Genomic DNA, 13,019 nt, shown 5'->3' on the forward strand with positions numbered 1-13,019 from the left:
CAGGCCCGCCGGCGCTCAGGTCGCCAGCACGGCAAACCCCTTTACGGAGGTTCGCGACCTGCGCGATCTGCGAGCGCTGGAAACGGTGGCCGATCGCGTTCCCTGGCACCTGGCCGGCGCCCTCGCCCTGGTGATGGAGTGTTGCGCGCCGTTGGCGGACGAGAAGGCCCGTAAGGCGGTTCTGGCGGCGGTCTTGAAGGGCTCCGCGCATACCGTGGCCAACAAAGGTGCCGAACCGCCGGCGGCCGTCGTGACGGCGCTGCGGTCACACATGGTTCTGGCCATCGCCGACATGCGCGGGCGGGACGCCAAGGCGCTCGACCGGATCCACAAGATGCTCGCTAAGAGCGGCCACCTGCCAACCGCGATCGCGGATTTGGCCAAGCACGCTCAGGCTGAAGACAAGCTCCGGTTCCCGGACTACGCATGGCTGCGCCCGGTTAATACGATCCTGCACACAGAGATCTGTAGTCTTTGACGCTGACCGTGTCGTCACCGCAGACGACACGGTCGATGTCGACTGTCACCGTGATCGGCAAGCCTTCATCACCCCTTTTGTCGGTCGAGGGGTTACGATAATACAGAGCGCTGAGCTCAATCGCGCGCAATGCAAGCTCTGTGTTATACATAATATGCGTTGGCTTGTTTATACTATTTTCAGGCTTGCTGGTATTGTTGTCAATTCCGGCAAGCGGCTTGTCCGGGTGTAGGCTCGCCCGAGGCAGTCCGGATGCTCGTATCCAAACTTGGAAAGTTCACGAGCGATCAGTCCGGCGGCATTGCGATCATATCCGCCTTCGCCCTACCGGCTGTCCTGGGCATCTCCTGTCTTGCCGTCGAGTACGGTCACGGCTTGCTTGTGCGTGGGCAGAACCAACGCACGGCTGATCTTGCAGCGTATGCCGCCGCGCTGACCTACAACGACACCAACTCCGACAGCAGCATGCTTGCGGCCGCCAAAAGCATCGCGGCGATCAACGGCGTGGCGCAGGACGCGGTCACGGCCAGGATCGTCGAGTCCCCGCGCGGGAACGGCAATCAGGCCATCACTGTCAGTATCGTCACCCAATCGCAGATCCTGCTCGGGGCGGCGCTCGGCTGGCAGAAAGAGGTCGCGATCGCGGCCGTGAGCTTTGCAGAGATGCCCGTATCGGCACCGGCCTGCATCATCGCCCTGAGTGGTCAGGAAACCGGAATCACCCTGAGCGGGGGCACGAACCTGTCGGCGCCGAGCTGCGGGATCGCGTCGAACAGCACGGTCACGGCCCCGTGCGGGACGACAATCAAGACCGCTTCGCTGACCTACGATGCGAACGCGGCCCCAAGCCAACCCTGCGCTGGGATACAAAATCCAACCGGCGGCCCGGCCAAGATCACCCGTGTCGTCACGGCGGACCCGATCGCGAACAGCAGCGCGCTGAGCCAGGCCGTCGCGCGCTTGACCACGGTTCAGGCGATGATGGCGCCAAGGTCGCCGAGCGTAGCGAACGGACCCGATATCAACTTCGCCTACCAGGTCGCCGCGACCCAGAACCAGGCGATCCAGGCCGGGTGCACGGCGAGCTTTGCCAGCCCGGTCTGGACCCTGACCTGTCCGCCCCTGCCGAGCTACAGCTTTGGGTCCATCAGCATGGGCGGCGGTATCACCGTCCGCTTCAATACCACCGGCGCCGCGAACGCCCTGTATAACTTCAGCGGCTCGATCACGAACACCGGCACCCTGTCGTTCGGGCCGGGGACGTACAAGATCGCAAAGGGCCTCTACACCACGGGCGGCAGCACGACGACGTTCGGGGCTGGCGAGTTCCAGATCGGCCAGGGTACGGCCGGCTGCAACGGCTCGGTCAAGTACAGCATCTGCCATCAGGGCACGGCCTTGAGCTTTGGCGGGCCGAGCCGCTTCCGCCTGGCGAGTGGCCTCTTCGTCAGCGGAGGCGCCAGCCTCACGCTTGGCAGCGGCATCAGCAACAGCTTCGAGATCGGCGCCGGCACAGCTGGCGACGCCCTCGTGCTCTCGGGCGGCTCGAACGTGACGCTCGGGGACGCCACGGCCTCGGACAGCGTGTTCCGGATCGCCGGCAACATCAACGTCACCAGCGGCGGCGGTTCATGCCTCACGCTCGGCCCCGCCGCACAGCACGACATCCGCGGCAACCTCGCCACGGCGGGGGGGACCGTCCTGGGCGCCGGCATCTACACCGTGACGACGATTGGCAGGGTTGGCCGGCAACGTGTTAGGAGGGTCGCATCACGCAAGAAAGCCTGGACTTCGATGGGTCTTCCCTCCGGCCTCCCCGCCGACCCCGCACCGGCGATCGCCTATTCCTACTTGCGCTTGAGCTCGAAACGCCAAGTCAGCAAGGGCGATGGCGAACGCCACCGCGACGGTTTCCGGAGACAGATCGAGTTGCGCGACGCCTACCTCGCCGAGAACCCGCATCTCACGCTCGACACCCGCTTCAACCTCCATGACATCGGGGTTTCGGCCTACACCCGCGCCAACATCGCCAAGGGCGGAACCGGCAAGCTCAGGCTTTTCGTGGACGAGGTCGAGGCCGGAAGGATCGCGGTGGGGAGCTATTTCCTCTGTGAGTCCCTCGACCGCGTCTCGCGGGCGGAGATCAACATCGCGCAGGAACTGCTCCTGCGCCTGGTCAACAACGGCATCATCGTCAGATCGATCATCGACAGGCAGACCTACCACGCCCAGTCCGACCCGATGCAATTCATCATCTCGATCGTCTACCTGATGCGGGCGCACGACGAGTCGTTGATGAAGGCCGCCCGGCTGAAGGAGACCTGGATCCGGAAACGGGCGGACATCGGCAAGCGTAAGCTCACCGCGAGGATCCCGTCCTGGCTTGAGGTCGACGGCGACGGCTTCAAGCCGCACGAGGTACGGGCGCCGATCGTGAGGCGGATCTTCTCCGAGCTCGCCGACGGCCGAGGGCGCGATGCGATCGCCCGGGGGCTCAACAGGGACGGGGAGCCCACTTGGGGCAAGGGCCGCGCATGGCACGGGGGCGTGATCCAGAAGATCACCGATACCCGCGCCGTCCTCGGCGAGTTCCGGCCCCACAGGATGGAGGCCAGCATCAGGAACGGGATCAAGGTCGGCACGCGGATCCCCGCCGGCGACGTGATCCCGGACTACTATCCGGCGGTGATCGACGATGATCTGTGGGACCGGGCCCGGCGCGTGGCCGACAAGCGGCGGCTGGGCACTACGCCGAACGCTGGCGGCCGGCAGGGCACGCGCATCTCGAACCTCTTCGGGATGGTGGCCACGTGCGCGACGTGCGGCAACCCGATGAACTACCGGGACCGGGGGAAGCGCTCGACCATCGTGCTCATCTGCTCGTCGAGCCGGGCGGGCACCTGTGGGAACGACGTCCGCATCCCCTACCAGGAGACCGAGGACGCGGTGCTGTCGTGGTTCCTGCAGCTTGACCTTTCGAAGGCCGATGCCGGCGAGATGCAACGTCTCGAACAGGCCTTGCGGGAAGCCATCGCCCGACGGGACGGCCTCCAGGCAGAGGCGGAGACCCTGATGCGGGCCTTCGGGCGCGGGGACCGGTTCGCCGAACCTGCGATCGAGAGGATCCGTGGCGAGGTCGCCACCATCGAGGCGGGGATCACGGAGAACTCCGCGACCCTGCTTGCCCTGAGGGATGCCGGCAAGTCCGACGGTCGGGAACCTGCCATCGCCCTGATGCTGGAACTCGAACGCGCGAACGCGTCCGACGAGGAACGCTTCGCGGTGCGCATCCGTGTCCGGCAGATGCTGCGCGACACCGTCACGTCGATGCGATGCGGACAGGACGGACACATCGACATCGTTGCGATCGACGGATCCGGGCACCGATTCCGGGATGGGTACTGGCTGCACGATGGGCGGTGGCATCCTTCCGGGCCCGGGCTGTTCGGCTTCTTCCGCAAGATCACGAAGAAGGAGGAGGAGCGTCGGCGTGCATGGTTGGAGCCCGCGGTGGCCGCCTATGGGGATCCATGACGGGTCCGGCCACATCAGTGGACCACGAAACCCCGGACGTCAGCTCGAAAGGCCGGGAACCCCTTCCAGGGTCTCGACACGCCAGTGGACCGGTCTGCCGGCCTCCGAGTGTCGCAGCGCCTCGTCGAGGACATCCACGTCCGTCCGCCCGTTGAGGAGCACGGCGAGACAGGTCACGGTCCGGTCGGACGGCTGTGCGAACGCCGTCAGGACATCCATCGCCGTGCCACGCACCCTCCACCGTCCGCACTGGTCGCTCGGTGGCCTCAGGTCGATGTGCCTATGGACATAGTGGGAACTCGTGTCCTCGAACAAGCTGAACGCCCTCTGGCGGCTGAGGGCGTTGAGGTCGAAGTAGGGATAGGCCCGCGCATCGATCACGATGGACGGCCTGGCAAGGCTGAACACGCGGGCGAAGACCTCACCGTGCAGGTCCGCCATCGGAAAGCAGATCACGCGCTGTACGGGTCGGAAATCGAAGAGGGACAGCTGCTCGTGATGCGTCCGCGGTGCGACGGCGGGAGCCTCGTCGCGGGCCGTCTCGGCCACGAGACGAAGGTGCGGATGGCTCATGCTGGGCGAATCCCGAGGTCCCGTTCGAGGTCTGTATAGCGTAGCTTGAAGAGGTCCGACGGACCACCCCAGTCCGGCTCGCCCATGGCGAAATCGCCGGTCACCTTGTCCTTGTAGTCACGGTCCTTGAGGAACACCCTCGCGTACATCCGGGGCGCGACGCCGACGAACGGCCTGAAAAGGACCTTCGGCCGGGGCTTCGCAGGCTCGCGGATCGCCCCGCGATCGCGCGGGGATTCATGCCGGAAGCGGGACGGAGGTTCCCAATCCTCCGACACGGTGGTGATCGCGTCGCAATGCAGGTCGAGCGCGCGGCTCTTCGGGTAAGGCTCGATGTACTGGACCTCGTCGATCCCCGCCGACACGATATGGCGGGCGCAGTAGTGGCAGGGGAACGCGCTGACGAAAAGTCGCGTGCCGCGCGGCGAGACACCCGTCCGCGCCGCCGAGAGGATCGCGTCCATCTCGGCATGGACGGCACGGCTGAACTCGATCAGCCCACCCAGCCGCGTGCGCCGGAGTTCGGCGACGACCACGGACCTTTCCCGGTCCGCGAGCAGCATGGGATACGCAACGAGCAGCGCGTCGATGATGGCGTTCTGTTCCCGGTTGCTGCTGCAGTACCTGTTCGGCCTGAAGGCACACCGCTCGTCGTCACCGGGCTCGAAGGCCTCGCCGTAGACACCTCCCCCGGCCTTGGGCACCTCGTTCGTCCCGGTGGCGATGACGTTGCCCTGCGCGTCTACCAGGGCCGCGCCGACCTGACGCGAAAGGCATGCGCTCTTGAGCTGCGCCGAATGGGCCTGGTGCATCGCCGTCTCGGCGACGTTCGGCCGGATGACCTCGCTCAGGGTCAGGAGCCGGACCAGACGTCGGAGCGGTTCGTTCATGGCGGTGTTGTTCGGGTCGTCCTCGGCGTCCTTCGAGTTGTCGACGAAGAAATCCGCCTCGTGGAAGGTGTCGACGACGTGCTGGCCATGCTTCTCGGGGGCGTCGGCATCGCGGTCCATGAAGGCGGCGATCGCCGCCTTAGTGGCCTCCGTCTGGCGGTCGTCGAGGTTGTAGAGTTCCGTTCGCAGCCTCCTGCTTCGTTTCTCCGGATCGCACACGACGCCGACGAGCGTGAACGCGTCCTGATAGAGACGACGGAGAAGGTGCGCCTCGGCCGGATGCCGCAAGGAGTCGATGATGTAGGCGCGGGGCTTGCCGTCGAGCTCGCCCTCCGCGAGGCCACTCGCCTCGGCCCTAGCCACCCTGATCCCCCCGACCACGGCCCGCGCCACGGCCGCGTTGTCACGCGCGGCGAGCCGCATGGCATCGCCGTGGTCCTGCATGGCGATGATGCCGTCGAGGGTCTTGCGCGCCCCGTCGCCGGCGACCGCCCGCCCCTCGGCGCGGCCCCACGCCTTGATGGCGGAGCTCGCCTTCACGACATGGACCTCGTAGCGCGACGCCCCGGCTTCCTCCAGGAATTGCTTGATGATCTTCGCGGCCCGTCCGGCCCCGGCCCCGACGGGCCCCACGACGGCGATGAAGAGCTCGTTTCCCCGCGACCGCTTCAGGACTTCCTGACTTGTTTCCCCGGCATTCCCCACCGTGGCGCCCGCGACCGGGCGGGCGACACTCACGCCGTTGACCATGCTGACCCGCCCCACCGTTACAGAGTATGACCGGCCCCGAGGCGCTTGAGACAATCATGGGTTCGGAGCCAGTCGCCGATATACACTTTCCGGACGATCGTACATGTCCCGTGACCAGCCCAGGCGAACGACCTGTTGAACACGGAACGAACCGGATCGGTCCATCGATCGACAGGATCGGCACGATCGACCGATCCACTTTTCTCGTCGCACCCGCGTGGGTCTCGCCGCGCCCGCTTTAGGAGGAACGGCGAGCTCCGATCCTATGTCTCGCCATGCGCTGTCCCGGCGAGATGGCGTGGTTCTCGCTGATAGGTCCTGTCGTAGTTCCTAGCGAAGAACTTCCCGTGTTTGACCCGCACGTCCATTTTCTTGCGCAGCGTCTCCACGTCCAACGGCTCGCGGTGGAGCCGGGCCCCCCGGCGCGTCGATTGCCGCAGCCTCGGAAGGATCCCCTCCACCGTCATCGCCCCCCGCGGCGGGATGATCGCAAAGACCTCGCGCATCACCCGGTCCCAGAACTCTTCCGCCCGGATGTGTTCGAGGCGCCTGCTCACGCGTCCCACCTCCGCCCGGAGCGCCGCGTTCTCCCCGGTCAGCCGGACCGCTTCCGCGTCCCTGAGCAAGCCGGTCGCCTCTTCTCTGTCAAGCTTGGCGCCGGCCTCTCGCAGGAGTTCGTCGGTGGCGAGCCGCTCCACCTCCGCCAGCCTACGCAGGTTTTCGAGCCGTGCCGTCGCCTCGACCATCGCCGCCTCCCAGACCGTCTTGGCGAGCTCGGCGAGGCCCGCCTGCAACGGCTCGGGCAGCACCCGCACGTCGAGCCGCGGCTTGTACGCCCGCTCCACCTTCCACCCCCGCACGTGCAGCATGACCGCCCCACGGGCCATAGCGCGGTAGGGGGGCTTGCGCTTCATCTCGTCGATCACCGCCTGGACATCGACGTCCTCCTTGCCCTCCGCGCTGATCCGGTCGCAGACCTTGTAGACCCTCTGCTGCGGCGTCATCGCGAACCCCTCCGAACCTCAGGATAGATTGGCCGAACCTTGGTTAAGGTGCCCTGAAAATTCGAGGAACGGGAATGCGGAACGTTCCCCGTTCCCGTTCCTCGCGGATTCTCAGTTGATGCACGGCGGAGGGGTTCCCGTTAACCAACGGTCAACCATGATCCGCATCGCCCGCTTGACCACGGGCCCGCCCGCGTCCACCTGGGCCCCATGACGAACGTGCCCGCCTGTACCCGAATGAAAGCCGCGCGGGCCGCATAACGGCCTGCGCTTTAGGGCGCGTGCACCAGGCCCCATGGGCCGACCGAGGGCGAAGGCCCCGGGTATCGTCATCACCACGGCCTCGAAAACCGTGGGCATCGGAGGGCCGCAACATGCGCCTCTGGACACTATCCGACCTACATCAAGAACACGTCGCGAACGCGTGGGACCCTGCCGCGCACGTGCCGGCCGGGGGCTTCGACGCGGTCGTCATCGCAGGGGACGTCCAGGTTCCGCTCGTGCGCTCGCTCGAATGGATCGCCGAACGCTTCCATGGCGTCCCCGTGGTCTACGTGCCGGGAAACCACGACTTCTGGTGGGACCGCGGCGAGGTCCGCTACACCCTGTCCGACCAGGTCCGCCTCGGCCGGGCCGCCGCCGATCGCCTCGGCGTCCACCTGCTGATGGACGACGCCGTCACGATCGGGGGCGTCACCTTCGTCGGGGCGACGCTATGGACGGACTTTCGCCTCGGCGCCTTCGGCCTCCTCCACGGGCTGCGGTCGGCCGGCGGACGCGAGGGCATGCAGGACTATCGCCGGATCCGCACCGGGCCGACGTCCAGGCATCGCATCGAGCCCGAGGACGTCCTTCGCCTGCACCGCGCGAGCCGGGCCTACGTCCAGGGCGCGATCCGGCCGGCGCCGGAGCGCACCGTCGTGGTCACGCACCACGCACCGTCCCGGCGGAGTTTGTCCCCGCACGAGAACCTGGCGTGGTGCTACGCCACCGACCTCGATGACCTCATCGGGACGTGCCGCCCCGCCCTATGGGTCCACGGCCATGTCCACCGGCATGCGGATTACCGGATCCACGACACCCGCATCGTCTGCAACCCACGCGGCCACGTCGAGGAGGCCACCGGCTTCATCCCAGGTCTCGTCGTCGAGGTGCCCGACCGGCAGGCCGACGCCGACACGCAGCCGAGAACGAACGGAACGGAAGGAACGAACTGATGATCGACGTCCACGACGACCTGCATCTCGCGGTCGAATTCCTAAACCGCGCCGCGGTGATGCGAGACGAGATCGGCGTCACCGCGTACCGTCGGGCCATGCACCGGGCCCTCGTCGCCCTCGGCGACGCGGTCATCGACGAGGCGGAACGCATGGCCGGCGCCTCCGCCCGCGCCCCGAGCGGCACCGTGGTCCCGTTCGGCAGGACCTCGCGGGCGATCCGACGCTCAGGCGACGCCGCCGACCCGGAGGGTTCCAAACGACGGGCCGGAAGAGCGGATCCTTCCACCGGACCGGCACGATAATCCGTGATCCAACCGAATATCGGGCATCCGCCGAAGAGGTTCCGATCCGCTTAGACTTGGTCTTATAGCCGGTTATCCACAGATGCCAATAAAATATCCGTCAGATAGAATTTAATCTTGACGCGAATTCAATCGATACTGTAATCATCCCCCATCGCTCATCGAGCGACATACGCTCCCGGCACCGGCCGGAGCCCACACCGCCCTCGTAGCTGACGTTCGGGCGGCCCTCGCCCCAAGATGAAACCCCATGACCCATCGCCCCTCTGCGCCGAAACGCGCGCCCCGGCCTGTCCGCAGGCCCGCCCGGCCCGTCGGCATCGCCGCCCGGCCGCGCTCCCCCCACGCGATCCCGATCCCCCCCGAGGCCTGACCAGCACCGCGATCGCGGCCGGCTGCCTCGTTCAGGAGGCAGCCATCATGTCCCTCATCGAATCCGCACGGCGCGTCGCCGCCCAGGCCGCCCTCGACCTCGGCGACGATCGCCACCCGGCCGACGACTTCGACACCGTCTACGTTCAGGCCGGCCTGGCCGGTCGCCAGGACGCCCGGGACGCCCTGCCCGTCGCGGCCCTGCTCGACGCACTCGGCCCGGCGGGCCTGCGCCGCGTCCAGGGACACGGGGCCCTCGCCCTCGTGATCGAGGTCCCGGCACCCGATTGGGGCAGCCGGGTCGAACTCGCCCTCCGCGACCTGGGGTCGTTCGCACAGGTCATCGTCAGGATGGGCGCGTCCCGCTCCGAAAGACCCACCGAAGGAAACGGCAACGTCTCCGCCGTGCTGTCGCGGGGCGCACGCATCGCCGGCATCAGCCCGGCACCCGCGCGCTACCTGCCCGCCACACTCGTCCAGGCCGCCGACCTCTTCGTTCGCATCGGGCCGCCGTCGAACCGCGTCATCGCATCCGTGATCCGGGCGGTGACCGGCAAGCGGGCGCGCCGGCTGCCGCCCGCGGTCGCCACCGGTCTCTCGTTCGACGACATCACGGCGGCGATCCGGATGGGTACCTCCCCTGCTTCCTGCATTGCGCGGTTACAGTCGTCCACCCGGGCCCTATCGGCCGGCGACGCGCTCGGCGAGGATATCCCCGAGCTTGCATCGCTCCACGGCTACTCGGCCGCGATGGATTGGGCCCTCGCCCTCGTGCGCGACCTCGGCGAATGGAGGGCCGGGCGGCTGGAATTCTCTCAGATCTCGAAGAACTGTACGCTCTACTCGGACCCCGGTCTGGGCAAGTCCAGCCTTATCCGCAGTGTCGCCAAGGCAGCGAAGGTTCCGCTCATCTCGGCGAGCGTATCCGAACTCTTCACTTCGTCGTCCGGTCATTTGGATGGAGTCCTGAAGGCATGGGAAGCGAAGCTTGCACAAGCTGCGGCAATTGCGCCATGTATTTTATTTCTAGATGAGATAGACAGCATTCCTAACAGAGCAGCAATGGATAACCGTGCGCGCGACTGGTGGAGTCCTGTCGTTAACGGGATACTTGCAAGTCTAGACTCTACTTCATCAAATATAACCTCAAAGGTTATTGTAATCGGGGCGACGAACCATATCGGCCTCCTCGACGCGGCCCTGATCCGCCCCGGCCGGCTCCATCCGGTGATCCGGATCGACCGGCCGGACGCCACCGCCCTTGCGGGGATCCTGCGCCAGCATCTCGGTGTCGACCTCGACGGCGTCGACATCTCGGGCGTCGCGCAACTCGGAGCCGGGTCGACCGGCGCCGAGGTCGTGGCCTGGGTCAAGGGCGCGCGCTCGACCGCCCGTGCCGAGGGCCGCCGCATGGTCCTGGCGGACCTCATCGCCCAGGTCGCCCCTACGGAGACCCGCACCCCGGAGGAAATCCGGGCCATCGCTGCCCATGAAGCGGCGCATTGCGTCTGTGCCGTCGTGCTCGACGTGGCATCCATGTCCACGGTAACGATCGCCCACCGGCAATCGAGCGAGGGGGCCGCCAGGGGGACCCTGACCCCGCGGGCCTTCCTCACGCGGACCCAGATCGAGCGCATCGCGGTCGTCGCACTCGCCGGCCGCGCGATGGACGCTCTTGTCGGCGTGCCCCACACCGGGGCGGGCGGAGGCCGCGGCTCCGACCTCGATCGCGCCACCACGACTGTGGTCTCGCTGCATGTGGAATATGGCCTCGGCGACAGCCTCGTCTATCGACCCGGTGGGGCCGAGGAGGCCATGCGTGCCGATCCCGCCCTGCGCCGCACGGTGGAGGCCGACCTGCTTCGCCTCTACGCCCACCCGTGGAGTCTCCGACCTTGCGCCGGGGCCACGTCCAGGAAATAAGGAATCGTCGTCCGAGGAGCTTCCCGATGAAACGCATAGGCCGTCCTTCGCCCCCCTGAATTCCGGAGTGCAGACGACCCATGCGTCGAGCCTCCGCGCACTTGCGAGGAGCTCGAAATGCCGCCACGAACCCTGTTCACGGCCGACCATCACGTCGGGCACCGCCAGATCCTGAGCCCCCGGATGGCGCTCAATCGACCGTTCGCCACCATCGAGGAACACGACGAGACCCTGGTTGCGAACTGGAACGCCGCCGTCCGCCCCGAGGACACGGTCTGGCACATCGGCGACTTCTGCTACCGCTGCACCGAGGCCCACGCCCGCGCGATCCTTTCGCGACTGAAGGGTCGTATCTTCCTTGTTCGCGGCAACCACGACCGCATCAGCGTGAGGCTTCCATGGGCCGGGCCCGTCGTCGACGTGGCCCGCGTGGTCGTCCAAAATCTCGATGGGTCGCCACAGGGACTTTTCCTCAGCCACTACGCGCACCGGGTCTGGCCGAGGATGCACCGCGGCGATATCCACCTTTACGGCCATTCCCATGGCACCCTGCCGGGGACCGCCGCGAGCACCGACGTCGGCGTCGACTGCTTCGATTACCGCCCCGTCACCCTGGACGAGATCCGCGTGCGCCTGGCCGAGAACGCCGACGCCCTCTCGCGTGTACCGGCTTCGGACCACGCCCAAGGCCGCAGGCACGACGAACGATCGACGGAAGTGATGCCATGATCCGCGTCCTGCACACCGGCGACTGGCACATCGGGCAGACCCTGCGGGGTTTTCTGCGCGAGCATGAGCATGCGCGGGTGTTCGACGCGCTCGTCGCCCTCGTCAAGGAACGGAAGCCGGACGCCTTGGTGATGGCCGGCGACGTCTTCGACAGCCAGAACCCGTCCGGCGAGGCCCAGCGTCTGTTCTACGAGACGCTGGTGCGCCTGCATCGGGCCCGGCCCGCGATGACGATCGTGGTCACCGCCGGCAACCACGACGCGGCCGGCCGGCTGGAGGCGCCGCGCGCTCTCCTCAATGCGATCGGCGTCCATGTCGTCGGCAACGTGCGGCGTCCCGGCGGCGCCATAGACCTGTCGGGCCATCTCGTCCCGATCCGAAAGGACGGCGCGGTGGCGGGTCACGTGCTCGGGGTCTCGTATCCCACCGCCGCCTGCCTGCCCGGCCTCGCCGCCCGCCGCGTCCGCGAGGGGGCCGGGTCCCCCATCGTCGGGGCGGTGCGCGATCTCTACGCCGCGCTCCACGAGACCGCCCGGCCTGAGCTTGCCGGGTTGCCGTACCTTGTCACCGGCCACCTGCACGTCGCCGGCGGGCTGGAATCCGAAGGGGCGGAACGCCGGATCCTCGTAGGCGGGGAGCACGCCGTCCCGCCCGACGTCTTCCCGGAGGACGCCGACTACGTCGCGCTCGGCCACCTCCATCGGGCCCAGGAAGTGGGGCGCCCGATCGTGCGCTACTCGGGCTCCCTGATCCCCCTCTCGGCCACCGAACTGGCCTACCGTCACGGGGTCAGCCTCGTCACCCTCGGCGACGGCCCGGCACGGACGGAACACGTCGTCATCGACCGGCCCGTCCCCTTCCTGCGGCTGCCGGATGCAGGCGACACGACGCTGGGCGAGCTCGGCGACCGGCTCGCGGCCCTCGACCTCGATCCCGACCTGCCGGTCGAGGCACGGCCCTTCCTGCAGATCCGGCTCGCCCGCGACGGGCTGCCCGCGGCCTACCGGGCCGAGGTGGATCGGATCGCCGAAGGGTTCCCGGTGAAGGTCGTCGACGTGCGGGTCGCGAGCGTCGATGCCCCGTCGCCCGACCTCGCGCCGGTGGGCGATCCCATGGTCCGCCTTGCCGAGCGGGACCCGGAAGACCTGTTCCGCATGGCCTTCTTCCGGACCCACGGGATCGAGCCGGCCGCCCCGCACCTCGACGTGTTCCATCGCGCCAGGGCAGGCGCATGAACCGTCCGC

The 13,019-nt window shown here is 67.5% G+C and carries 10 protein-coding genes; 7 read left to right on the forward strand and 3 right to left on the reverse strand.

Annotated features, from left to right (window positions below):
- Positions 1-85 precede the first annotated feature (85 nt).
- Together ACX9MN_RS09050 and ACX9MN_RS09055 are read left to right on the forward strand one after the other, a co-directional pair.
- Positions 86-478, forward strand: a complete 393-nt coding sequence (locus ACX9MN_RS09050) for a hypothetical protein (protein WP_489724267.1) — start codon at positions 86-88, stop codon at positions 476-478.
- A gap of 252 nt (positions 479-730) precedes the next feature.
- A complete protein-coding gene (locus ACX9MN_RS09055) occupies positions 731-4,012 on the forward strand; it encodes a recombinase family protein (protein WP_489724268.1) in 3,282 nt (1,093 codons plus the stop codon).
- Positions 4,013-4,051: 39 nt separating this feature from the next.
- On the opposite strand, the gene ACX9MN_RS09060 is transcribed toward ACX9MN_RS09055, so the two are convergent.
- The 3 genes from ACX9MN_RS09060 to ACX9MN_RS09070 all read right to left on the reverse strand — a co-directional run bounded on the left by ACX9MN_RS09060 (position 4,052) and on the right by ACX9MN_RS09070 (position 7,229).
- Positions 4,052-4,585 carry a hypothetical protein gene (locus tag ACX9MN_RS09060; RefSeq protein WP_066924439.1) on the reverse strand — a complete coding sequence of 178 codons (534 nt, stop codon included), beginning with the start codon at positions 4,583-4,585 and terminating at the stop codon, positions 4,052-4,054.
- Positions 4,582-6,225: an anti-phage dCTP deaminase gene (locus tag ACX9MN_RS09065; protein WP_082773168.1), complete on the reverse strand. Its 1,644-nt coding sequence runs from the start codon at positions 6,223-6,225 to the stop codon at positions 4,582-4,584. The genes ACX9MN_RS09060 and ACX9MN_RS09065 overlap by 4 nt, the downstream gene beginning before the upstream one ends.
- A gap of 263 nt (positions 6,226-6,488) precedes the next feature.
- On the reverse strand, positions 6,489-7,229 hold the full coding sequence (locus ACX9MN_RS09070) for a DNA-binding protein (protein WP_230366169.1): 741 nt from the start codon (positions 7,227-7,229) through the stop codon (positions 6,489-6,491).
- A gap of 374 nt (positions 7,230-7,603) precedes the next feature.
- Here ACX9MN_RS09070 and ACX9MN_RS09075 point away from each other — a divergent pair, with 374 nt between their 5' ends.
- The 5 genes from ACX9MN_RS09075 to ACX9MN_RS09095 all read left to right on the forward strand — a co-directional run bounded on the left by ACX9MN_RS09075 (position 7,604) and on the right by ACX9MN_RS09095 (position 13,010).
- A complete protein-coding gene (locus tag ACX9MN_RS09075; protein WP_082772982.1) occupies positions 7,604-8,446 on the forward strand; it encodes a metallophosphoesterase in 843 nt (280 codons plus the stop codon).
- Positions 8,446-8,751 carry a hypothetical protein gene (locus tag ACX9MN_RS09080; RefSeq protein ID WP_066921159.1) on the forward strand — a complete coding sequence of 102 codons (306 nt, stop codon included), beginning with the start codon at positions 8,446-8,448 and terminating at the stop codon, positions 8,749-8,751. The genes ACX9MN_RS09075 and ACX9MN_RS09080 overlap by 1 nt, the downstream gene beginning before the upstream one ends.
- Positions 8,752-9,171: 420 nt before the next feature.
- A complete protein-coding gene (locus ACX9MN_RS09085; protein WP_489724269.1) occupies positions 9,172-11,046 on the forward strand; it encodes an AAA family ATPase in 1,875 nt (624 codons plus the stop codon).
- 117 nt (positions 11,047-11,163) lie between these two features.
- Positions 11,164-11,775 (forward strand): metallophosphoesterase, encoded by a 612-nt coding sequence (locus ACX9MN_RS09090; RefSeq protein WP_066925647.1) that lies wholly within the window; start codon positions 11,164-11,166, stop codon positions 11,773-11,775.
- Positions 11,772-13,010, forward strand: a complete 1,239-nt coding sequence (locus tag ACX9MN_RS09095) for an exonuclease SbcCD subunit D (RefSeq protein ID WP_066925643.1) — start codon at positions 11,772-11,774, stop codon at positions 13,008-13,010. The genes ACX9MN_RS09090 and ACX9MN_RS09095 overlap by 4 nt, the downstream gene beginning before the upstream one ends.
- Positions 13,011-13,019 lie beyond the last annotated feature (9 nt).

It is taken from the genome of Methylobacterium sp. 1A, assembly GCF_058072805.1.

Excerpts from the sequence above, each read along its gene's own strand:
- ACX9MN_RS09090 (WP_066925647.1), top strand. The coding sequence starts at position 11,164 with ATGCCGCCACGAACCCTGTTCACGGCCGACCATCACGTCGGGCACCGC.
- ACX9MN_RS09080 (WP_066921159.1), top strand. The coding sequence starts at position 8,446 with ATGATCGACGTCCACGACGACCTGCATCTCGCGGTCGAATTCCTAAAC.
- ACX9MN_RS09060 (WP_066924439.1), bottom strand. The coding sequence starts at position 4,585 with ATGAGCCATCCGCACCTTCGTCTCGTGGCCGAGACGGCCCGCGACGAG.
- ACX9MN_RS09065 (WP_082773168.1), bottom strand. The coding sequence starts at position 6,225 with ATGGTCAACGGCGTGAGTGTCGCCCGCCCGGTCGCGGGCGCCACGGTG.
- ACX9MN_RS09070 (WP_230366169.1), bottom strand. The coding sequence starts at position 7,229 with ATGACGCCGCAGCAGAGGGTCTACAAGGTCTGCGACCGGATCAGCGCG.
- ACX9MN_RS09085 (WP_489724269.1), top strand. The coding sequence starts at position 9,172 with ATGTCCCTCATCGAATCCGCACGGCGCGTCGCCGCCCAGGCCGCCCTC.
- ACX9MN_RS09075 (WP_082772982.1), top strand. The coding sequence starts at position 7,604 with ATGCGCCTCTGGACACTATCCGACCTACATCAAGAACACGTCGCGAAC.
- ACX9MN_RS09095 (WP_066925643.1), top strand. The coding sequence starts at position 11,772 with ATGATCCGCGTCCTGCACACCGGCGACTGGCACATCGGGCAGACCCTG.
- ACX9MN_RS09055 (WP_489724268.1), top strand. The coding sequence starts at position 731 with ATGCTCGTATCCAAACTTGGAAAGTTCACGAGCGATCAGTCCGGCGGC.